This is a genomic window from Thalassotalea piscium, from assembly GCF_030295935.1.
Classification (GTDB): domain Bacteria; phylum Pseudomonadota; class Gammaproteobacteria; order Enterobacterales; family Alteromonadaceae; genus Thalassotalea_B; species Thalassotalea_B piscium.
In genome coordinates, this window is the sequence record NZ_AP027362.1 from 271,708 (window position 1) to 295,968 (window position 24,261).

Annotated in this window: 14 protein-coding genes; 5 read left to right on the plus strand and 9 right to left on the minus strand. The window is 35.8% G+C overall.

Annotation, left to right across the window (positions count from 1 at the left end):
• Positions 1–71 precede the first annotated feature (71 nt).
• The 8 genes from QUD79_RS17445 to xrt form a co-directional block, all read right to left on the minus strand.
• On the minus strand, positions 72–842 hold the full coding sequence (locus QUD79_RS17445; protein WP_350226576.1) for an acyltransferase family protein: 771 nt from the start codon (positions 840–842) through the stop codon (positions 72–74).
• A 9-nt stretch (positions 843–851) separates the two neighbouring features.
• Positions 852–2,054 carry an IS256 family transposase gene (locus QUD79_RS01120; protein ID WP_184421960.1) on the minus strand — a complete coding sequence of 401 codons (1,203 nt, stop codon included), beginning with the start codon at positions 2,052–2,054 and terminating at the stop codon, positions 852–854.
• Positions 2,055–2,077: 23 nt separating this feature from the next.
• Positions 2,078–2,359: an acyltransferase family protein gene (locus QUD79_RS01125; protein ID WP_184421957.1), complete on the minus strand. Its 282-nt coding sequence runs from the start codon at positions 2,357–2,359 to the stop codon at positions 2,078–2,080.
• Positions 2,360–2,490: 131 nt separating this feature from the next.
• Positions 2,491–3,678, minus strand: a complete 1,188-nt coding sequence (locus QUD79_RS01130) for a glycosyltransferase family protein (RefSeq protein WP_184421954.1) — start codon at positions 3,676–3,678, stop codon at positions 2,491–2,493.
• A gap of 2 nt (positions 3,679–3,680) precedes the next feature.
• Positions 3,681–5,168 (minus strand): oligosaccharide flippase family protein, encoded by a 1,488-nt coding sequence (locus QUD79_RS01135; RefSeq protein WP_184421951.1) that lies wholly within the window; start codon positions 5,166–5,168, stop codon positions 3,681–3,683.
• 301 nt (positions 5,169–5,469) lie between these two features.
• Complete coding sequence (locus QUD79_RS01140) at positions 5,470–8,118, minus strand: PKD domain-containing protein (RefSeq protein ID WP_184421948.1); 2,649 nt, start codon at positions 8,116–8,118, stop codon at positions 5,470–5,472.
• Between the two features lie 186 nt (positions 8,119–8,304).
• The gene (locus QUD79_RS01145) at positions 8,305–9,789 is read right to left on the minus strand and encodes a right-handed parallel beta-helix repeat-containing protein (protein ID WP_184421945.1); all 1,485 of its coding nucleotides are present in this window, start codon (positions 9,787–9,789) and stop codon (positions 8,305–8,307) included.
• Between the two features lie 35 nt (positions 9,790–9,824).
• A complete protein-coding gene (gene xrt / locus QUD79_RS01150) occupies positions 9,825–11,216 on the minus strand; it encodes an exosortase (RefSeq protein WP_184421942.1) in 1,392 nt (463 codons plus the stop codon).
• A 441-nt stretch (positions 11,217–11,657) separates the two neighbouring features.
• On the opposite strand from xrt, the gene wecB reads away from it, so the two are divergent.
• The 5 genes from wecB to QUD79_RS01175 all read left to right on the plus strand — a co-directional run bounded on the left by wecB (position 11,658) and on the right by QUD79_RS01175 (position 22,933).
• Complete coding sequence (gene wecB / locus QUD79_RS01155; RefSeq protein ID WP_184421926.1) at positions 11,658–13,922, plus strand: non-hydrolyzing UDP-N-acetylglucosamine 2-epimerase; 2,265 nt, start codon at positions 11,658–11,660, stop codon at positions 13,920–13,922.
• A gap of 88 nt (positions 13,923–14,010) precedes the next feature.
• Positions 14,011–16,764, plus strand: coding sequence for an XrtA/PEP-CTERM system TPR-repeat protein PrsT (prsT, locus tag QUD79_RS01160; protein ID WP_184421923.1), 2,754 nt, complete (start codon positions 14,011–14,013; stop codon positions 16,762–16,764).
• A gap of 35 nt (positions 16,765–16,799) precedes the next feature.
• The gene (gene prsT, locus QUD79_RS01165) at positions 16,800–19,574 is read left to right on the plus strand and encodes an XrtA/PEP-CTERM system TPR-repeat protein PrsT (protein WP_184421920.1); all 2,775 of its coding nucleotides are present in this window, start codon (positions 16,800–16,802) and stop codon (positions 19,572–19,574) included.
• 148 nt (positions 19,575–19,722) lie between these two features.
• The gene (locus tag QUD79_RS01170; protein ID WP_184421917.1) at positions 19,723–20,559 is read left to right on the plus strand and encodes a PEP-CTERM sorting domain-containing protein; all 837 of its coding nucleotides are present in this window, start codon (positions 19,723–19,725) and stop codon (positions 20,557–20,559) included.
• 1,921 nt (positions 20,560–22,480) lie between these two features.
• A complete protein-coding gene (locus QUD79_RS01175) occupies positions 22,481–22,933 on the plus strand; it encodes an REP-associated tyrosine transposase (RefSeq protein WP_184425481.1) in 453 nt (150 codons plus the stop codon).
• A 427-nt stretch (positions 22,934–23,360) separates the two neighbouring features.
• Here QUD79_RS01175 and QUD79_RS01180 read toward each other — a convergent pair whose 3' ends face one another.
• The gene (locus QUD79_RS01180) at positions 23,361–24,251 is read right to left on the minus strand and encodes a ThiF family adenylyltransferase (protein WP_184425483.1); all 891 of its coding nucleotides are present in this window, start codon (positions 24,249–24,251) and stop codon (positions 23,361–23,363) included.
• Positions 24,252–24,261: the final 10 nt, after the last annotated feature.

The window sequence follows — 24,261 nt, forward strand, 5'->3', positions numbered from 1 at the left end:
TATAAATGCACTTTGGAAAAGTAACCGGTATATGTTTGCCTTTATTTTTATTATGCTCAAAAATCTATGTTTTATGTGAATTTTCTATATATATTACGTATTGCTACTAATGAAGGTTTTTCTACAAAATAAGTAATAAAGTACGCTAAAACTATAGTAATTAATAATGACACTGCAATTGAAATTAGGGGGTTGATATTATAATCATATAAGTGGTTAATTATCACATAGCCAATGTTTTGATGTATTAAATACAATGAATAGGATATGCCCCCTAAAAAAAGTAGTGGCTTAATAGTAAGAAACTTTAATTTTCCGGTTACTGCGAGAAAGAAGAAAGTATAAAAAATCGCTGAAAGTATAAAAACCTTCAATGAAAACACAAAGAATATTGATATTAAACTGAGTATTAAAATAGCGGATGTTAGTTTATTCTCAACACCATTTACTAATTTATAAAAACATATTCCGGCTAAAAAGTAAGATAAATAATGTATTATGAATATTTTATTTAAAATGCTTGGCAATTCAATAATACCTTGTGATTGCAATATTGAAAGTATAATTATTGGACTAAAAAGGTATTCGGCATACTGCAAAAGCCCTGTGACGAAGAAAGCAAATATCCAGCAGTAAAAGGTTAATTCAATGGTTAGAGTCCAATAAACACCATCGATATGACTAATTCCAATGTACTCATGGAACATTAAAATATTCATGAAAGCGTCGTGTATGCTTGTTTCTCTTCCTGGTAACCCCCAAATTAAGATTACCAAAAAAGTTAATATCCCAGAAATCCAGTATGCGGGATAGAGTCGGGAGCGTTCAATATTCTGTGTCAGCTTAAATTTTTAAATATCGAGCACGCTGTCTAAACGCCCTTCAAAGTAAATCGCTAACTGAGATAAGCAAAGGCTCCAATTGTGAATGGGCATTGTCCATTTCTCGGTAGCGTTTAATATGCCAGCATAAAGTAGCTTCAACAAGCTATTTTCATTAGGGAAAGCCCCTTTAGTTTTTGTCAGTTTTCTAAATTGACGATGTACTGCTTCAACCGCATTCGTCGTGTATATAACTTTGCGGATATGCTCTGGATACTTAAAGTAAGCCGATAAGTTATGCCACTTATTACGCCAGGAGTTAATCACCAGCGGATAAGAACTGCCCCATTTAGCATCAAGTTCATCAAGCGCTAACTCAGCTGCTTCCTTTGTTGGCGCTCGGTAGACAGGCTTTAAATCAGCCATGAACGCTTTTTGATTTTTAGACGCTACATACTTCATTGAGTTGCGTATTTGATGAACGATACACAATTGAATTTCAGTTTCTGGGAAAATAGTTTTTATCGCCTCAGGAAACCCCGTAAGGCCATCAATACAGGCGATGAGGATATCTTTAACACCACGATTATTTAAATCGGTAAGCACCGATAACCAATAGTTAGCCCCTTCATTTTCCGATAGATGCAATCCCAGTATTTCTTTTTTACCGTGAATATCTAAGCCAAGCAAAGTGTAAACTACTTTGCTGATATATCGACCATCTTCTTTGACTTTATAATGAATAGCATCAAGCCAAACAATAGGGTAATGGCTATCGAGAGGTCGCTGTTGCCATGCTTTTAACTCTGGAATAAGTTTATCGGTAACTGCACTTATCATGCCCGTAGCGACATTCATGCCGTACATATCTTCGATGTGTTTATTAATATCTCGATAGCTCATGCCCATGCTGAACATGGACAATATTTTTTGATCTATTTCATCAGTGAGTGACGTTTGATTTTTCTTAACGAGTTGAGGTTCAAAACTACCGCTTCTATCCCTTGGTGTATCAAGTTCAAAATTACCCACAGAGGATTTAACGGTTTTAGTGCTAGAGCCGTTTTTACGGTTAGGTTGTTGTTCGTTGGCTAGGTGTTGTTCAAGTTCAGCTTGCAGTGCTGCTTCACTTAACTTTTTGATAAGCCCAGTCAGTACACCGTCTTTACCATTTAGGTTTTTACCTGCTTGAAGTGCTTTAACTGCTTCTTGAAAATCGAATTGAGTTGTCATGTGTCATTCCTCTTTTTACTAGTTTACTGAAATGACACAGATTTTTGAACACTCCCATAGAGTCTAGAGAAACGAGAGACTAAAAAATCCATAGGCTTCTTGGCTCTATTTAAAGTCCAATAAATAACAAACCCACTCACCATAAAAAATAATTGAACACCATATTGACCTATTTCCGACCATTCAACTGTTATGCCGTGGTGTCCATATATACCATTATATCGATAAAAGTAATGGTATATAACAACGGCTAATGCTGCTAATCCTCTGATTGCATCTAGCTCTAAAAGCCTATTCTTGTCCATTAAAGTCTGTTCCTTTGTAAGCTAAATACTTTAGTTTTAAGTAGCGTGTAATGGCATAGATGGCATTACCTTTTCATAATTTATTATCTTATGTCCAATTACTATGTTTTGATTCAATAAAGCTGTTTTTTCTATTTAAAACAACAACTTAAAAGCTTTACTTGTTCTTGTCTACTTAAGTTATTGGTATCAATAATCTTCGGTCGATGAGTGACCGCTCGAAGTATCGTCTCTCTAATTGATTTTTTCTCTTCATAATCGGCAATATTTACATTTTCAGGGTATTGCTCTAATAGTTTTTGTGTAGCGCCATTTAAGCCTACTATAGCTAAAATCGTATTGTTTAGTGCTATATATTCATACGCTTTAGCGGGTATTTGTTTGTTAAACGTAGGTCCTTGAATGAGTAAAAGAATGTCTGCATTATTTGCCTCAATTAAAGCTTTTTTTGCAGGTAATGGGTCTTCAATTGAAATTGTTATTGTTTCAGCAATATGTGCGAATTGATGTATTGCTTTTTGAGAAGGAGGATCGCCAATCAACCTTAATATAAATTTGGTGTTTTCAGCGGCGGACACCGTTTCTAACTCTTTAATGAGTGGCATAATATCGCGCCCTTCAGGATAAAAAGACCCTATGTGTACAATTTCAATATGATCTCTGTGCGGTTTATAGCGTGGAGGTAAGTTATCAATAATATCTTTGTCATAACCGTTGCCTATAACAGTAGTTTCCTGCGTAATATTATAATAAGACGTTAAAATATTTTTACTTTGTTCTGTGCTGGTATATATATTTTTACAGGTGGCAATAGCGTTATTCACGATGCTTTTGCAGGTAGTTAGGCTCGCACTATTTACAGGCTCAGAAAAAAACCAATAAGGGGGGTCTCGAAAGTCGATATCCAATCTAGTTGAGGTTGCTTTAGCTATTCTGGTAGCAACGTCCATGGATGCAAAATCAGGAAACGACACAAAAATACAATCAATGCCTAACTCTTTAACCAGTTTTTTCCCCTTAGTTATTGCACTGAACTGCCATGTAGCATATTTGCCCGTATAGGCGAATTTAGGATATATAGGGAGTTTCCTACTGCTTAACAACCTTCTGTGTAATTTGCTAAGGCTATAAGCTCGAAATATATTATTACTGGTATCGAATTGAGTATTCCTAACTATTCCTTGTGCTTCACTTGAGGTAGTTAGCACTGAAATATGATGTCCTTGTGATTCTAAAAATCGTTTCATAAATGAAATTCGATTAATACCACTTGATTGCATAGGTAAAAACTCTGAACTGATAATAAGGATATTGGCCAAAATTAAGTCCTTTTGATAATCATATTAATAATTTTATCTCTTAATGGTTTTTGTAAAATCGTGTACGAAGATATTAATGAGATAATAATAAAGGTAAGAGCTGATGCCAAAAAGAGCTCTGACCAGCTTAAATAATTGAATTGCGCCATTGTATACTTTCCAATAAGCACAAATATAATGTAAAAACATGAGGTTAATATAAACCTTAAAAAAGTATTCAAAATTAAGAATTCGGTATATTTTTGTAAAAGGTACAAATGGAGGACAACATCGGTTACAAAAAAAGAAATTGCGGTTGAAATTGCAATGCCTTTTAGGCCATAAAGGCTTCCAAGAGATATCGATAAAATGATATTGACGGTCGTACCAAACATATTAACAACTGATAATAGTTTGTGATTTGATTGTGCTAAAAGTAAGCTACTTATTGGTCTAGAAATCGTTTTACACACAAAAGCAAAACCTAATATTGAGGCTAATTCAGCTGCTTGAATAAAGTCAGGCCCTAGCCATAAATAGATAAAATCCTCAGCTAATATGGCTAATGGTGTATAAAAAATTAAAACAATAAAAAAGTTAATAGTGAGTATTTGTTTAAAAACATCTTCAATAGGGGCTCCGCGGGCTACTAGCTTAGTCAGCGGCATTTGAAAAACACCCACCGCAGAGCTGACAAATGCCCCAACCTTAACGATCAACCCATTTATCACACTAAAAAGAGCTAATGTTTGAAGGCCAAGCAAATGTGAAATTATAATTGGATCAACACGTTGATTGGCACTTTTAGCAATGCCGTTTAGTACTAAATGTTTAGAGAATGCGAAGAGTTTTTGTACTTCTACAAATTTAACTAAATTTAGCTGAAACTTAAATTCTGGATGGAGCTTTTTGGCAAAATATATTTTTAAGGAATGCGTCACTATGTCAGCTAAAACAGTAGCAATAACCGCACCATAAATATCGAGCTCTAATATTAAATAGTAAATAGCTATCGATTTAATAATCGTATTTAATGTGCTGATTTTTGCATCTATATCCATTCGTAGATAAGCTGCATAAAAACCATGAAAACTATTCATCATGAAATCAAACAGCACTTTTAATGCGAGCATTGACAGGGCTATTGTTGCCGTATGTTGTTTGTTTTCTTCAATGCCTAACAAAGATGGAGAATAAGCTAATGTAAGCATACCAACGGTCGCCAATAAACCTAAAATAGAAAATAATACAACTGAGACTGAAAATATTTGATTAATTTTATGGTTGTCTTGTTTCTCTAAGAATATTGTTATATTTCTTTGTACTGCGTATGAAAAACCTAGATCAATAAAATTGAACCAACCTAACGTTGATAATAATAAGATCCATAAACCATAACTTTCTGCGCCAAGGTTATGAATTAAATAAGGCGTCAGTAAAATAGATAAGATAGTTGCAACGCCAATCTCGATGAAGCGAAAGGTTGAACTTTTTAATAATTGTTTTTTCATTTTATAGTTACTGGCTTTTTTGCATAAATTATAAAGGTTTTTTAATTAAAGATCGTTGGAACTAGGTAATTAAGTAATCTGAACACAGAGTAATGATTGCACGAACACCTGTATAATTTTAAAATAATAGCTTTAAATTCTAACGGCATAACCATCTTTGATGAATAAGCTTAATATAGTACTAACGGTGTGTTGTTAGACACTAGAAGTAAATAAACTGTTTTTCTCAATAAAAGTTAAGTACCAGCAACTAAAATTGCATTTTTGAAGTTGTAACTTTGACAAGTATAGCTAAATAGCTTTAGTTATTTATACTAACGCCAACACCATATATTAAAGCATTTTCATAGCCACTAGGAAGTGTATATTCGACACTTTCTATAATAATATTGGGTGACTGGCTAAATAAAATTATAAATTTCTCTGATTGTGAGGAAATTGCAATACCTATAACGTTGTTACTTTCTATAAAACCATTTTCTTTTGTCATTACTATAGGTTCTTGATCAAATTGTATATCCTCATCTTCAGAGGAAAATTGCATAATATTTATGAGTTCACTGTTTGATGTTTTGGACTTATTAGAAATACTTAAATGCCACTTTTTTTGATTGCTTGGTATTTGATAAGCGGTAACACCAGCCCATAACTCTTGTTCATCAACAACCTCTACATTTACATTCGTTGGCCAAATATTTTGAAATAAAACTTTGCTCTTACCATCATTAATTAAAAAAGTTGTACCTAAGTTTTCTTGTTTTTCTGGCTTCGATTGAAAATGCTGAATAGTTTTAACCCATCTTGTATGGCTCATACCTTGTGTTAAACCTAAATCGTTATATTGTATCAAATCTCTTATTTGATCTGGTAAGCTTATTACATGATCGTAGGTGATAACTATGTTTGGTTTAATAAAGGCTAGCTGTCTGTTAACTAACTCGGCATAATTTGTAGCAAAATAACCTGACATATTATAAGTATTTGTAGCATCTGCAGAGATCAATGTTGTATGTTGATCATTAGATACGTGTAAGTATTTTGGCTTGCCCACTGGTCTACCAGTTGGGCTTGAAGAGCCATTTTCAGCATTTTCTATTAAAATTGTATTATGCGCTAAACTTAATGCCGCCCACCCACCATACCCTGTTACTTCTTTAGTTATCCAGTTTCCTCTATGAGCTACATCAAACGATAATGCGTCTTTGTGTTCATGATCAACACGAAGTTTTCTATTAATAAAGTAGAGAGTAGTTGCTTCCTCTGTCCAATTGTTTCTAGCACTTAATAAACCAATTCCAGAGGAAAAGTTGATGGTACTTTCTGGATAAGCTGGAAAATTGCTATTAAAAAGTGGATTATGGTTTAGCAAGCGCTGAAAGTGCGTTGTCATTGAAGTGTTTTTAAAACCCTCACGTTTTAAAAGAGTATTGAACCATTGGTAGAGCTGCGCAAGATCTTTTTCTTTTTCTAATATTCCCATTAATTCTAATGCGAATTCATAACGATAGTCGTCACGCAACGGTTCATAGTCTGTAGCTGTCTCTTCTGAACCGTATTTATACACACCTGAATAGTTAGCGAGTGTTTGATGGATAAGGGCTTGTGAAGCCTTTTGGGCGTAATCGGTTGGATAGGCAATATCACGTTGATCTTTATTGATCATAAATATTCTTATCCAATGGCGCTGGGTGTTGGCGCTATAGTCGGAACCTTCTGCCCAAGCGCCACCAGCCATAATATCGTTCATATAATAGTCAACGACAAAACGATTAAGTAATGTGTCACCAGCACTTAAAAGGTCTTCGCCCAAACTGGCATATTGCGAAGAATCTTTAAGTGCGTAGCCTAGGAGGGTGATATTTTCAGCTAGAGAAGTTAAATTGTCGCTATCTCCAACCCTTAAACTTTTAAAGTCACTTTTATAATCAATATTTTCTAACCAAAACTCAGCCCAGATAGCGAGCATGTTTTCTATTTCAATTTGTTTATTGGCGGGGATATACGACTTTATCCATGTATAACCCATAATTGCCCAACGAGCCCCTGTTCTGAACGAATTTCGGCTATTGTAGCCCTGCCAGCCGATATCAGTCTCACTAAAGTACGTCTGTTCTAATAGTTCAATAGCTCTTTGGATATACTTTAATTCGCCGGTTACATAAAAAGCTAACGCGAAGCTAGCTGCGTATTCTCCTGCGTTATAAGGCACCTTTACAAAATAACTATCAAGCTTTGTACTTAAAGCATTCCAAGCATTATCATCTTGTGCAATTTTAGCCCTTACTTTGGATATACGTTCGTTGGTTAGCAGTAAAACATGTTGGGGAATTTCAACAACACTAGGCAATACGGTTATAGTGATTGTTTTTGTGGTAGTTGCTCCATCTTTGTCAATTGCTGTTAACTCAAACGTTAACGTTTCTATATTCTCTACGTGAGGCGCTTTAAAAGATATTGATGAATTTTGTAATGGCGTTATTTCTACTATAGTTCCTGATTTTTGTTGCCAGTTACTTGTTACATCACCTTCTTCATCAGTAATGTTTGCTTTAAGTATTACTTCGGAAAGGGCATTAATAAAAAGTTCGTTATCTACTTCTACAACAGGGGGAGTATTAACATAAAGTAAAGTTAGCTCTTTTATTTTGGTGTCTTCATTGCCGCTAGAATCTTGAACTATCAATTCAAGTTTAATGCTTTCATTAGCGATAATATTTGGTGAAGTAAACTTTACGATTTGTTGGTTCTTATTTTCTAAAGTAATAGGAATACCTGAAACCTGCTGCCATTGAAAACTGATAGAACTATTACTTGAAGCCAGTATATTTGCAGTTACCGACACTTCACTTTGTTCATAAATAAATGGGTCAGAACCTATCGAAACAATTTCTAAGTTAGAGCTTACTTTTTTTGGTTGATCGCCACCGCATGATTGTATCGATAGAAGCATACAAAATATATAAAAGAGCTTGGTTATTAACGCTATGCTATTAATCTTCATTATCTTTTGATGACCAGCCTAATATGATAGTAAGTAAAGTTTTGTATTAAGTAATTTGTGACTAATTAATCTGTATAATGGCTGCCAACATAAGCTAGCTATGTATAAATTTAAAATCACACTTACCTATTATAGCTAAGGTTTATCTATTTTTTTTGAATTTAAATGATATGCACCTACATTATGTGGAGTAACTCTCTGGTGACCTAAAATATCATCCTTCGGAAAATAGGGAATGGTCTTAGAGTTCACTTCACGTTTACTGTAGTTAAACTGTGGTACACCATAAAAATTAACTAATCTTAGAAATGCGGCTCTTATATCAAATGAACCGTCATCAAATTGGTGTGTTTTGCTGTTCCAATGAGGGGTAACTAAGTGTTTATTATCACCTAAATGAGGGTTACTAACTATTTTAGCATCGTCAGAAGAAGGGTTTATTTTATCGAGTATTGAATAGGGTAATGAGGCACTATTATTCCAATAAAGATTGTTTTTAAGCGTAAATTCATTAAGTTGGTGAAGTAAAGTATCGGAAAAATCAAGCTTACTTTCATAAGCTCCTTGGCCCATTGTACCTGTGGGATCTGACCAAATATTATTGTAGAGGTTAATATTGGTTGGCTTTTTGTTTTTTTGTTCTTGCGTAACACGTACAGCATAAGCATTACTTGGTAAATCGCCACTTATTGTATTATTAAAAAAATTAATATCTTTAGCGCCTTTAACCATAAAAGGGGCTCGCATTGAAATAGTACTATTGCCTAACATTAAATTATTATAAATATTTACGTTATGTGCCTCATAATAGGGCTTGCCGTCTTCACCTACTAATACAAAACCTTGCCCATGGGAGCCTTGCCAATTAAAAAAAATATTACGTTTAACAGTTATATTTTCTGAACCATGAAAGCGATCATCATTATTATTACTGTCTTTAATAACAATAAAGCTTGATGATTTGTTGGTTATTTTTCGATTACTTTTTGGGAAGTCATTAAAAAACACATTATCGCTAATGGTTATATTGGCAACACTGTTTATATCAATATGCTCGTCAGAATCACCCTGATTGTAAAACATATTACATTCAACAATTATATTTTCAGCGCCGTGGTTTATTTTTAATAAGTCGTTATTATAACTGTCGTGAATAATGTTATTTCGTAAGGTAATATTTTTAACAGTATTCCTACCCCAGCCATCAATATGTAAAACGAGAGGTTTCGCCGTGGCTGAGTTATGTGTAATTTCAAAGCCTTCTATAGTGATGTTGGCGGCTTCTTTAACTAATGTAAGTACTTGTTGATTATTTGTTAATTTTGCCTTATAGGGTATTTCAGACTTTATCAATAAGCCCTTATTAAAAGTTTTGCTGATTTTAATTTTCCCCGTGTATATACCTTCCCCAACAATAAGAGTGTTTCCGTCAGGTATAGTAACTACGCTATAGCCAATGGTTTTCCAGGGGTTTAACCTACTGCCATCTCCCTTATAGTTGTTACCTTGAGTAGAAACATAATAAGCTTTACCTAATAGAGGTGTAGGTGCGCAAACTTTATCGCTAGCTACTATCTCGAAAGAGATCATAGCCATTAAACATAAATAAATTTTATTCATAGTATTTAGCTCAGTGCTTAAACCTTACGTTATGCTTAAATAGCTTTCTGGAGGTTAAGTTTCTCTTGATTACAATTATTTAAGCAGGGGGTATATTGCCAGAGTAGGTAGGTGTTACTGTTACCCGTTAATGCGGCTATGATTCGTTGTTTTTTAAATGCGCCAGAAGATGCTGTTCGTTGGCCGTTTATTTCAAAGGTATAGCGAACTAAGGCGACATTATTTTTATTTACAATAGTTATGTACTTCCATAAACCTACTGTTTCTTCTTGTACGCTACGCCAATCTACAGGGATAAAGTTATTATAATGTGCTGTTGGCTTACCGTTAGCTAATGCGCCGTTAAAAAAGTACTTTAAATAAAGTGTATTGCCAGTATCAGGAGCCAACTCTAGATGAGAGTAGTTATTAATAATAGGTGCAATACTAGGCATTGTTGTTGGTGTGTGGCTGATATTACTGTTTGATAAAGTTAGCGTTTTTATAGAAGTTGATGAAATAACAATTATAAATAGTAAAGCTAAGCTGTTAACAACTGCAGGGTATAACTTGCTTTCAGCGCTATTGCTTGTAATTTCTACAGATAACTGGTCGTTGTCAGCTAATTTATTTCCCCACATAAATAGTATTACCATAAATGGCGCATACAAATACCAGCCAAAGGTATTGTGGTCTGTCATTAAACTACTTTGCATGTCGGTATATTCACCAATAAGAATTAATGCAGTTATTCTGATCCAGTTAGTAATCAATGCGCCTAAAATGGCAACGGCAAAAAACAATACTGCTTTACGTATATTTTTTATATAAAGAAAATTAAATAACGAGCTAATTGCAAGAGAAACAATAAGGTACCTAAGGCCACTACAGCCATCAGCAATTTCGAATACACCGGCAGGTATAGTAACAAAGTTTCCTTCTACAAACGTAGGTATACCAGTAAAGCTCATTAAAAAGGTTACTGCACTAACAGCAACTTTTTGTAATAACGCAGTTAATAACCCCCAGCCAGGGAATAAAAATACAAGAAATAAAGAAGGAAATAGTACTTGCCAGCTAGTGCGATAAATTAATAAAACGCCTGATAGTAAAATGGCTAATATGCCAGCCCAATAACCAAGGCTTATTTGGGCCGTTGACATAATAAAGAAGAATGCGGCGCTAAAAACAAGTAAAAGTAGAGGTATTGACGAAAGTTTGCTTCGATAAGTTAATTGACCCGTTTTCGCTAACTTATAATATAAAAACATTGATATAAACGGGATTAAGTAAGCATGAGAATAAGTGCCGTCATCAAAACTGTTTTCCCATATTGTTATCAACACTGGAACGTTCAATAGCGCAATAATTAAAAATACAAACACGAGTCCAATTAACGAGGTGAATGCATTATTTTCTTGATTAACTGTAGGATTGTTATTTGTCATTTCTGTAAGTTATTATAGGCTTAGTTAGTTGATATAAATTTAGTTTATTATGGGGAAAAGCGTTGACGGTTGGCTTTACATTGTCAATACAGTTCCATGTATATGTGGCTACTCTATCAATAGTTTGTAATACTTACCAATAATTTTACTTTGTAGTGGTAATTGTTGCTCAATTCAATCTTTATGAATTCAAGTAACTATGAGATAATTTACCGCTAAATATAAGTTATAGAAAAAAGTTGAAAACCATCGACTTTGTAGACTGGATTTTACCGCAAAAGTTATTTGACGGCATAAATGCCGACCTACAGTAGTATTAGGTTAAATTGTTTTGTAGGTTGGGCTTCAGCCCATCAGTAATATACAAAACAATATTAACCAAACAACATTAATTACAGTATGCTATTTGTTGCTAACACTGTATATAGAAGGGAAGTTTAAATGAAAATTGGGATTGTCGTAGGTACTCGTCCTGAAATTATAAAAATGGCGCCTGTCATTCGTGAATGCCAAAATCGTGGCATTCCTTATTTTATTATCCACTCTAATCAGCATTATTCTGAAGAAATGGACAGTATATTTTTTAAAGAATTAGAGTTACCTAAACCCCATTATAACTTAGGTGTTGGTTCTGGTTTGCACAGTAATCAAACGGGTAATATTTTAATTAAAATGGAGCCTATTTTAATTGAAGAAAAGCCTGATGTAGTATTAGTGCAGGGCGACACGAACACTGTACTTGCTGGCGCATTGGCGGCCTCTAAGTTAGGTATAAAAGTTGGGCACATTGAAGCCGGTCTTCGTAGTTACGATCGCACTATGCCGGAAGAAACCAACCGTATTATGACCGACCATATTAGCGACTATTTGTTTGCAGTAGGCCCAAATCAGCACGCTATTTTGTTAAAAGAAGGGATCGACCCTAGTAAAATTTATACTGTGGGCAATACCGTATCAGATTCGCTTTTTCAGCATTTAGAAATATCTGCAGCTAAAAGCACTATTTTAAATGATCTTGAGCTTACCGCAGGCGATTACTTTTTAGTAACCGCTCACCGCGCTTCAAACGTAGATATAGCGTCGAACCTTATGGAGTTATTGCATTTACTTGATGAAATGCATGCTAATTATACGGGCACTATAGTATGGCCAATTCACCCTAGAACTCAGTCTAAACTTAAAGAATTTAATATTGAATTGCCAAGTTATTTAAAACTAATTCCGCCGGTTGGCTATTTAGATTTTATTCAGTTACAAAAACATGCGAAGTTAATTTTAACTGACTCAGGCGGTATTCAAGAAGAAGCGTGTTTGCTAGGCGTTCCAAGTTTAACGCTACGAGAAAACACTGAACGACCTGAAGCGGTTGAAGTTGGCGCAAGTGAACTTGTTGGGCGTAATGCCGAAAAAGCAGTTAAAGCAGCTAAAAAGTGGTTGTCGGCTGGTAAAGTTAGCTGGGAAAACCCCTTTGGCGATGGCCATGTTGCTGAGCATATTCTTGATATTTTAACTAATACGCGCAATATTGAAGACGAAGAAAAAATTGTTGCTAAAAATGAGTCGGTAGCGGTAATTGGAATGGGCTACATGGGCCTGCCTATTGCCAGTTTAATTGCACAAGCAGGTTATTCAGTAACTGGTGTTGATTTAAGTAAAGAAAAAGTTGAGGCGATTAATCGCGGTGAATGCCCATTTGATGAAGTTGGCATGCCCGAGTTAATTAACAAAGTAGTGTCGCAGGGCTTTTTAACTGCTTCTGTCAACATTCCGTCGAGCGATACGTATTTAGTTGCTGTGCCTACGCCTCATAAAAATAATAGTTGTGATCGTAGTTATGTATTTAGTGCGGTTGATGCAATCGCTGAAGTTGCAAAAAATGGGCAAACCGTCATTATTGAGTCAACTATTTCTCCGCAAACGAGCATTGCAGTTGAACAACGCTTTGCCGATAAAGGGATTCAGGTTGATGTTGTGCATTGCCCTGAGCGAGCTATTCCTGGTCATACTTTACATGAACTTGTAAATAATGATCGGATTATTGGTGCGTCTAATACTCAAGCACAACAAAAAGTTAAACGTATATATCAGAGCTTTGTTAACGGTGAGGTGTTTTTAACCGATTTAACTACAGCTGAATGTATTAAGCTAGTTGAAAATACTTCTCGTGATGTGGGTATTGCTTTTGCGAATGAATTAGCCGAAATATGTGCCGAGTTAAATGTTAATGTGTATGAAGTTATTCGACTTGCCAATCGTCATCCGCGCGTTAATGTATTAACACCTGGCCCTGGTGTTGGTGGACATTGTATTCCTATTGACCCTTGGTTTTTGGTAGAAAACACTAAGTCTGGTGAGTTTGTACGCTTAGCACGAAAAATTAACGACCAACGCCCTGCTATTGTTGCAGAGCAAGCTATTGCTTTAGTTAAAAAAGACGGTGGTAATAAAATTGGTATTTTAGGTGTTGCTTATAAAGCCAATGTAGACGACTGTAGAGAAACACCGGCTGATGGCATTTTAGCGCATTTTAAACAACAGGGAATTGAGGTTAAGTATCATGACCCGTTTGTACCTAAATGGGATTGCCCAAAGGTAGGCTCTTTAACTGAAATGGAGCAATGGGCTGATGCAGTGATTTTGGTTACTGATCATACTTGTTATGATGATTTAAAAATAAGTATCCCTCTATTAAATACCAGAAGATAAAAAGTAAAAAGCTCATGTAAAAATGGGCTTTTATTTTTTTGGCCTAATTGGTATAAAAGTTAGTTAAACTGGTTGCAAAGGATTAAAAATGACTATTAAAAATAAAAAAATGACCTTGTGTTTGTCTATTGCTTTAGCACTTTCGGCATGTGGAGAACAAGAAAGTGCTGAAACGTATTTGGCGCAGGCGCAAAATTATTCGAAAGAAAGCCAGTATAAAGAGTCAATTATTGCGTTGAAAAACGCAGTGCGATTAGCGCCAGAAAATTCAGAAATTCGCTTTTTGTTAGGAGAAGCCCATTTATCTTTAGGCAGCGCGTTAGACGCAGTTAAAGAATTAGAAAAAGCGCAGGAATTAAAATACTCAAGCAATAAATTATTACCCTTACTCGCAAGGGCGTATTTAATTGCCAGCGACAATGAAAGTATTTTAGCACTTAAAGGCACCGATACTTTGCCCGATGAAGCTAAAGTACAGTTTTTGGCGTATAAAACCCTTGCCGCTATTAGAACTCAGCAATTAGAGCTTGCGGAAAAGTCGGCACAACAAGCGTCGGAGTTACTATCGGCAAATGCTTTTACTATGTTAGCTCAAGCCTATGTTGAGCTTGCACGTAATAATATTGATAAAGCGTTGGGGTTAGTGGCAAAAGTTACCACGATTGATGCAAATAACCCTGAAGCCATTATGCTTGAAGCGCAAATAGCTTCTGCACAGCAAGAATATAGTAAAGCGAGTGATCATTATCAGCGTTACGAGAAACTACAACCTAATGCCCGCATTGTTTATTTATTGATTGCCGACAGTTTATTAAAAGCCAGCAGATACGACGAAGCTGAAAAGTATGCCGATGCTATTTTAAAGTCGTTACCTAATCAGCCTATAGCAAACTATGTTAAAGCGGCCACTCGTTTTGTAGCGAATGACTTTCAACCGGCGGTTGAATTTGCAGAGAAAGCAATTCAAGGTAAATTAAGTACACCGCATGTGCGCTTAATTGCTGGCGCGGGTTCTTATCATTTAGGTAACTTTGAACAAGCGCATAATCACTTGTCTTACATTGCCGAGCTATTAGTGCCTGAACATCCGGCGAAAAAAATGCTGATTATTAGCCAATTTCAATTAGGGCTAATAGACGACTTAACCGATTCGCTTGACTCATTCTCACCGCAAAATAAAGACGATGAGCAATTTTTATCTACGTTAAGTTTTAATTTGTTTTCAGTGGGGGCTACTCAAGAGGCAAAAAAACTGGCTGAAAAATCTGTAAGCGCAGATGAGCGTGCGCCTGTAGATGATGCTCGCAAAGGCATTTTAAAGTTAATGATGAATGACCCGTCAGGTGTTGAAAACTTAGAGTCGGCACTAAAAGCTAACCCTAAACTAGAAGGTGCCGAGCTTGCTATCGCTTATGCCGCGTTGCAGTCGGGCGATTATGAAAAAGCTTTTGAAGTAGCGCAAAAATGGCAAGAAAAACACCCAGAGGTTGCTGGCAGTTATAATATGTTAGCAGCAGTTTATATTGCTCAGCAAAAAAATGACTTAGCAAAGCAGTCATTACATACTAGCTTAGAAAAAGAAGCTAACAACCTTTTTGCATTAACTGAACTTGCAAAGCTTAACTTTACTGAAGGCAATAAAGCAGAAGCTGAAAAGTATGCACAACTGGCGGTAGACAACTACCCTGAAAGCCCTAAAGCATTGCGTTACTATTACGCTGCCAAGTCAGACGAACAGTCGTTAGAAAAAATTAAACAGGCTTATCAAAAAAATACCAATAATATTGAAATAAGTTTGCTGTATGTTGACGCCTTAATTAACGCTGGTAATTTAGCCGAAGCCCTTGTTATTTCTAACTCGGTTGACAGTTCCGTTAAAACACCGAAAAAAGCTTGGTTACAGCGTATTGCTATTCATAGAAGACAAGGTAATGAATTGCAATTTGTTACTACTATAGAAAAGTGGTTACAGGCTAATCCTTATCATATTGAACCTATTTTAATGATCTCTGATCATTATGTGAAACAAAGACAAGGTCAAAAAGCACTGCAATATATTGATAAGGCACTGTCTGATCATCATAAAGATAACTTGGCCTTAAAAGTGGTTAAAATTCAATTGCTTTTAGACAACGCTAAACTTTATGAAGCAAAAAAACTGTATGAAGATAAACAGTTTGAGCTTGTAAAACCTGAGTTACAGTCTGGTTTAGAAGGGCGCATTGCCTTACTTGAAAAAAACTATGTTAAGGCGGTAGAGAAGTTAGCACCGTTTTATCAAGCTTATCCTACTAGCCAAAATGCTATTTTACTTTCGGTTGCTTATAAAGAAAATAACCAAGAAGCAAAATCTCAACAGTTGCTGAGTAACCATTTATTGAAAAATGATAAAGATGACAGAGCACGTATGATGTTAGCTAATAGCTATATTGGTACTGACCACAATAAAGCGATTGTTGAGTATGAACGTTTAGTAGAAACACAAAAAGAAAACGTGGTTGTTTTAAATAACCTTGCTTGGTTGACCATGGATAAAGGGCAAATAGAAAAAGCGCTTGAATATTCTAAAGCTGCTTATGAAAAAGCGCCTGAGCTTGCCAGTGTTGTTGATACGCGCGGTATGGTGTTGTACAAGGCCGGAAAAAATGCTGAAGCGTGGAAGCGCTTATCTGAAGCATATAAGTTGTCGAAGGGTAACGATACAGCAATAGCATTGAACTACGCTGAAGTATTAATTGCTAATAAACGTAATGACGATGCGTTAAAAGTATTAAACTCAATAAATGTTAAAAATAGCGCAGATATGAATAGAAAGAAGCAGTTGGCTGCGCAAGTACAATAATAAGTTTTAACAAGACATAAAACAAAGGATGGCATATGTACTTAATAAAAAAAGGTAAAAAAGTAATACCTTTATTGGTTGCTGCTGCTTTAGCAGTAGGCTGTAGCGGACAAAAAACTGATGAAGAATATATCTCGCTGGCAAAAACTTCATTAGCGCAGGGCGAAGTTAACGCCGCAATTATTAACTTAAAGAATTTATTGAGTGCTAATGCTCAAAGTGCTGAAGGTCGATTCTTACTAGGTAAGTCTTACTTAACACTGGGGTTGTGGATTTCAGCAGGAAAAGAATTAGAGTTAGCGTACAAAAGTGGCTACGACCCAACCGCGGTAATTCCTTTACTTGCTAAAGCTTATTATCATTTAGGTGATATAGCCGGTTTAGAAGAATTAGTGGCTCAACTCGATTTGTTACCTGAAGAAACTCAAACGATATTAAAAACCTTTGTCGCGATAACCTATATTAAAGAGCAAGATTTAGAGCAAGGCATTATTTATTTATACGATGTGGTTGAAGTTGACTACGACTCTAAATATACCGAGTTAAGCAAAGCCTGGAAGCTCGGTATGGACAAAGAAATAGCGCAAGCAATTTCGGTTATCGACAATATATTGGCTGAATTTCCTAACTTTGCTGAAGCAATTGAGTATAAAGCTTATTTACACTTTAAAGCGCAAGATATGGCGTTGTCTGCCGAATATTTTGGTCGTTATATTGCTATTCACCCTCAAGCTCATGAATTACGCATGATGTATGCAATTGCATTGGTATACTCTGAGCAGTATGAAAAGGCGGAAGAGCAAGCAGATATGTTATTGCGCCCAATGCCGAAAAACCCTAAGTTGAATCAAATTAAAGCACAAACACGCTTTGCCTTAAATGATTATGAGCAAGCTAAACAATTCGCAGAAGTCGCTATTAGAAGTGACAATAAACTGGTGCTTTCAAAAGTTATTGCGGGTATTAGTGCTTATCAATTGAAACAGTTAGAAGTGGCTTATTCGCATTTAAATTCTGTAAGTTCGCAGTTAAGTTATCAACACCCTGCTAAAAAACTGCTTAATGCCCTGAAATTTCAATTAGGTTATGAAGACGATGTTTTAGCTGAAATGTTAAACATGCCTAGTGAAAATGTTGATGTAGAGCTTTTAGGTGCTTCAGCTAACGAGCTATTTAAACTAGGTAAAGTTGAAGCAGCAAACTCGTTGTTAGAAAAAGCGGCGGGCACTGCACCTGAAAATGCTGATATTTTGTATCAACAAGGTTTACTTAAAATGTTTAGCGATGATGATTCAGCGGCACTGTTTTTTGAAAAAGCATTAGAGAAAAACCCTGAATTAGAAACAGCTATGTCAATGTTGTTATTAGAGCGATTAAAAGCTGGCGATTACAATAAGGCGTTTGAAATAGCCGACAATGTTGCACAGAAAAACCCAGAGCTAGCGTTAACCTTTAAAGGGTTAATATACGCACGTAAAGGCGAGCTTGATAACGCAAAGGCTGAGTTTGAAAAAGCCTTAGTTATTAATAAAAACAATGCTGGCGTTTATTTTAAATTAGGCCAAGTGTATGAGTTAGAAAAAGATACCGGGTCAGCCCTTATTCAGTACCAAAAAGCACTTAATGCTAATTTAAATTATTCACTTGTGGTGTCGTCATTATTGAACATAGGTAGAAATAACGAATATAAAGAAAATGTTCAAGCTTACTTTGAGCAGTTAGTTGATGAAAATTCAGCTGAGCCTATTGTGTACACCTATCTAGCCGCGTTTTACATTGTTAGAAACGAGCTAGATGTTGCTAATTCAGTGTTGAATAATGGTCTTGAGTCTGTGCCTAATAATTTTCAGTTATTAATGTTAAAAGGTAAAGTACTCGCTAATAGTAAACATTATGATGAAGCCATAGCTAATTTTAATAAAGCGTTGGAGCAAAATGCCTTTAGCCCAACAACATTAGTTGCAAAGGCGAATGTTTTAACCCTAAAAGGTAATTATGCAGAGGCGATTGAAGCGCAAAAAAGTGCTATAGAGCTTATACCTAATTCTACAGAGTACAAAGTGGGTTTAGCAGATCTTTATATTAAAAATAGAGAGTTGCCTGCGGCATCTAAAATATTAAATAACATACAGTTGGCTGGTAAAGGTAATGTGTTTGTTGAACGCCTATTAGGTAAAGTAGCTTTTTTAAGTAATGATTTTACTAAGGCCCACACTATATTAAAGAACGTGGCAAAAACAATTAACACTGAAGATGTTATTTTTGAACTTGCCACCTCTTTACAGCAATTACAGCGTTCTGCCGATGCGTTAAATACTATTGAGCGCTATAAGTCTGAAGTTCAGGCTATAACCTCTTTAGACTTGTTATTAAAACATGCAGAGTTGCTTGAAAAGGATAAACCTGAGCAGGCATTAGACATTTACACGTTTATTTTAACTAAAAGCGATCGTCATTTTGCTATGCTTAATAATGCCGCTATGGTTAATTTGCAGTTAGGTAATAATAAGCAAGCACATGAGTTGGCAAAAGAGGCATTTGGTAAAGCCGCTAGTAATAATGCAATTGTGAATACATATGGTTTAACGCTATTAGCGGTAAACGATAATAAAAATGCTGAAAAGTATTTAAAGCAAGCGTTTGAAGCTAATGATAAAAGTGCTAACTATAAAGTACATTACGCTCAGGCACTATTGGCTAATAGTAAAATGTCAGAAGCAAAAACACTGATGCTGGATATTAACAGACAAGAATTGAACGCATTTACTTTGCCAAGGTATGATGCCTTAGTTAAAGCACTTGGCTTATAAATTAATACCTGTTATTAGTGTCAGAAAATTTTACAGATCAATTAGTTTGATATAAGGTCATATGATTAAGTGGTTGTATTTATTGGTTTTTGCGGACTTGGCATGCAGAGTGCATTATACAGGACAGAACTTAAACGGAGATTATAAAATGAAAAATTTAATTACAGCAGCGCTAGTATCACTAGCATTTGCAGGAACAGCAGCAGCAGACAATATCTACATCAACAATGGTGTTGATTACGGCGGAAATAACGCAGACACAGCAGCTGGTAACACTACTACTGGTTGGAAGCACAGCCTTGCACTTACTTATGAGTCAAACTCTGTAGTACAAGATCTTGATAACAACGGAGCACTTTCAGTTGGTGATACTATTGTTTCATCAGGTGGCATGATTGGCTCAGCGTTATTAGGTAACAACAGCGTTACAGCTTTGAAAACTGCTGAATTTGGTGGTACTGGTCCAAGTAATAATGGCTACGGAGCAAACTGGGCAATAAGCTTCCGTTTTAATGACCTTATGGGTACATACGACGGTACTGACTTTAACTATACTTCAGGCAACATTGATTGGTTCTTATTAGACTCAACAAATGGCTTTGGTACAGAAGTACACTTATTTACTACTACTGTTACAAACCATACTTATACCTCTGGTAACCAAGTATTTTCTGGTAACATTGGTAACTTTGGTACTGACACAGTAAATGGCGTTGCTGCTGGTGATATTTTTAATATCGCTTACGGTAATACTTCAATGAGCTTTGAGCAGTATGCAACTCAATTTGTAGATACAGTTCGTTTTCGTATTGACCAAAATACTGATAAGCCAAATGTAACTGGTTATGATGCTAACAAAGGTGAAATTTATGTTTCTGGTAAGCATGACGGTTCATTAGAGTTTGCTGTTCCAGAGCCTACTACTCTTGCTATCTTAGGTTTAGGTTTATTAGGTTTCGCTGGCGCGTCACGTCGTAAGTCTTAATCTTAAACAGATTTAATAAAAACCGCCGAAAGGCGGTTTTTTTATGCCTAAAATTTAAAAATATCTGATGGGCTGAAGCCCAACCTACAAAAAAATATAATCTATCACTATTGTAGGTCGGCCTTTAGGCCGTCAGAAATAAGCTATGCTTAGATAATAATATTAACTCATCGTAATATTTGATGGCTGAACGAACCTTCAAAACAAAAAATACAATCTATGGCTATTGTAGGTCGGCCTTTAGGCCGTCAGAAATAAGCTATGCTTATATAAAAATATTAACTCATCGTAATATTTGATGGGCTTAAGCCCAACCTACAAAAATAAATATAACCTATCACTATTGTAGGTCGGCCTTTAGGCCGTCAGAAATAAGCTATGCTTATATAATAATATTAACTCATCGTAATATTTGATGGGCTTAAGCCCAACCTACAAAACAAAATATAATCTATCACTATTGTAGGTCGGCCTTTAGGCCGTCAGAAATAAGCTATGCTTAGATAAAAATATTAACTCATCGTAATATTTGATGGGCTGAAGCCCAACCTACAAAAAAAATATAATCTATGGCTATTGTAGGTCGGCCTTTAGGCCGTCAGAAATAAGCTATGCTTATATAATAATATTAACTCATCGTAATATTTGATGGGCTGAAGCCCAACCTACAAAAAAAATACAATCTATGGCTATTGTAGGTCGGCCTTTAGGCCGTCAGAAATAAGCTATGCTTATATAATAATATTAACTCATCGTAATATTTGATGGGCTTAAGCCCAACCTACAAAACAAAATATAATCTATCACTATTGTAGGTCGGCCTTTAGGCCGTCAGAAATAAGCTATGCTTATATAATAATATTAACTCATCGTAATATTTGATGGGCTTAAGCCCAACCTACAAAACAAATACAATCTATGGCTATTGTAGGTCGGCCTTTAGGCCGTCAGAAATAAGCTATGCTTATATAATAATATTAACTCATCGTAATATTTGATGGCTGAACGAACCTTCAAAACAAAAAATATAATCTATCACTATTGTAGGTCGGCCTTTAGGCCGTCAGAAATAAGCTATGCTTATATAATAATATTAACTCATCGTAATATTTGATGGGCTGAAGCCCAACCTACAAAAAAAATACAATCTATGGCTATTGTAGGTCGGCCTTTAGGCCGTCAGAAATAAGCTATGCTTAGATAAAAATATTAACTCATCGTAATATTTGATGGGCTTATCGGTAATTGCTCCTGCATTACCCTACTACCGCCATCCATGGCGGCAAAGCCCAACCTACAAAAAAAATACAATCTATGGCTATTGTAGGTCGGCCTTTAGGCCGTCAGAAATAAGCTATGCTTATATAAAAATATTAACTCATCGTAATATTTGATGGGCAAAGCCCAACCTACAAAAAAAATACAATCTATGGCTATTGTAGGTCGGCCTTTAGGCCGTCAGAAATAAGCTATGCTTATATAATAATATTAACTCATCGTAATATTTGATGGGCTTATCGGTAATTGCTCCTGCATTACCCTACTACCGCCGTCCATGGCGGCAAAGCCCAACCTACAAAAATAAATATAACCTATCACTATTGTAGGTCGGCCTTTAGGCCGTCAGAAATAAGCTATGCTTATATAATAATATTAACTCATCGTAATATTTGATGGGCTTAAGCCCAACCTACAAAAAAAATACAATCTATGGCTATTGTAGGTCGGCCTTTAGGCCGTCGATAAAGATATTTGATTTGAATATATGATTTGAATATTTGATGGGCTTATCGGTAATTGCTCCTGCATTACCCTACTACCGCCATCCATGGCGGCAAAGCCCAACCTACAAAACAAATACAATCTATCACTATTGTAGGTCGGCCTTTAGGCCGTCAGAAAGTTTAAAAAGGAGTACGCTATGTCATGGAGTGACTTACGAAAAGGAAGATATTCACATGAGCAAGGTGAATACTTTGTAACCTTTAACACTCACAATAAAGAACCTATTTTTAACGACTTCAACTTCGCCTGTTTGTTTTCTCAACAATTAGCACTTAACCAAGCTAAGTATAATTGTACATGGCTAACTTGGGTTTTAATGCCTGATCATTTTCATGGTTTGTTAAGACTAGAGCCAAAAGGCGCGAGTTTGTCTGAAGTTGTTGGCGGTTTAAAAGGAAGTACGAGCTTGATTATTAATAAAAAGCGCAAACGGCAAGGTAAATTTTGGCAAGCTTCTTTTTATGATAGGGCTTTACGTTTGGAAGGTGATAGGAAAAATATTGCAAGGTATATTGTGGCCAATCCATTAAGAAGAAAGTTAGTGAATAATATTGGTTATTATTCATTTTGGAATTCAATTTATTTGTAGGTCGGCCTTTAGGCCGTAGATAATGATATTTGATTTGAATATTTGATGGGCTTATCGGTAATTGCTCCTGCATTACCCTACTACCGCCATCCATGGCGGCAAAGCCCAACCTACAAAAAAACATGACAAATATACGGCCAACCTACAAAAAATATAATCTATCGCTATTGTAGGTCGGCCTTTAGGCCGTCGATAATGAAATTTGATTTGAATATTTGATTTGAATATTTGATGGGCTGAAGCCCAACCTACAAAAAAACATGACAAATATACGGCCAACCTACAAAAAAATACAATCTATGGTTATTGTAGGTCGGCCTTTAGGCCGTCGATGGTTTTTATTGTACTGATGGGCTTTATATGACGATCCTTAAAGGATCAATGTGTAAAAAAACCTGACATTATCGAATAATTGAATAAATATCAGTTATTTACTGTTATCTATAATGCCTTTAAATACTTTGAACATGTATCGTTGTAGTGGGTTTTTATTACCAAATGGACGCCATGTTTTTTTTGTTTTGTTAAGGTAGGCGTCGAAGTGCATGCCTCTTGGCGCGTATATTACTTCGCCTCTATTTAAGATGATTTTCAATGCATTGGTGCATAGAACACCTGCTGCTAATGAGATCCCCATACAAGTTGAGGGTACTTTCTTTTTGAAGAAGTTTACTGATGTTCTTTCGGCAAGGTAATGACGCTGTATACAGGCTGGCGCTACACCGACAATGAATCTAATAATGTTGTCTGCAAAAAGTTGTTCTTTTTCTTCTTCGGTTGCATTTGGTGCAGGGTCTTCAATAGCAAAGTATTCATCAAAAGACATTTTACCAGGCATGAATACTAGAAATGCGGTGCCCATACCAAGTGGTGCTGCTGTTATCGTAGGAATGCCTTTTTCGTAGCATCGACGAAATACTTTTCTGCGCATTTCTAGCGCGAATATATCTAGGCTGTCGATGTATATATCAACGCCGTCTAAAAATTGTTCAAGGTTATCGTCGGTAATGCCGTGGTCGAAGTTGTTTATGTCGGCTTCAGGGTTTATCCCCCGAATTGTTTCTTCCATTACTGCGGCTTTTGGTCTACCAAGGGTAGACATGTTTGCGCCAGATTGACGGTTAAAGTTAGCTACGTCGTAGTCGTCTAAGTCTGAAATATTAAAGTTGCCAATACCTAAGCGAGATAATACAACAGCATGGTCGCCGCCAACACCACCTAAACCACCAATGGCTACTCGTGTATTGCGTAACTTTTGCTGTTCTGCTTCGGTTACCCAACCAATATTTCTAGAAAATGCTTCTTCGTAGTTAAACATAAATAACCTT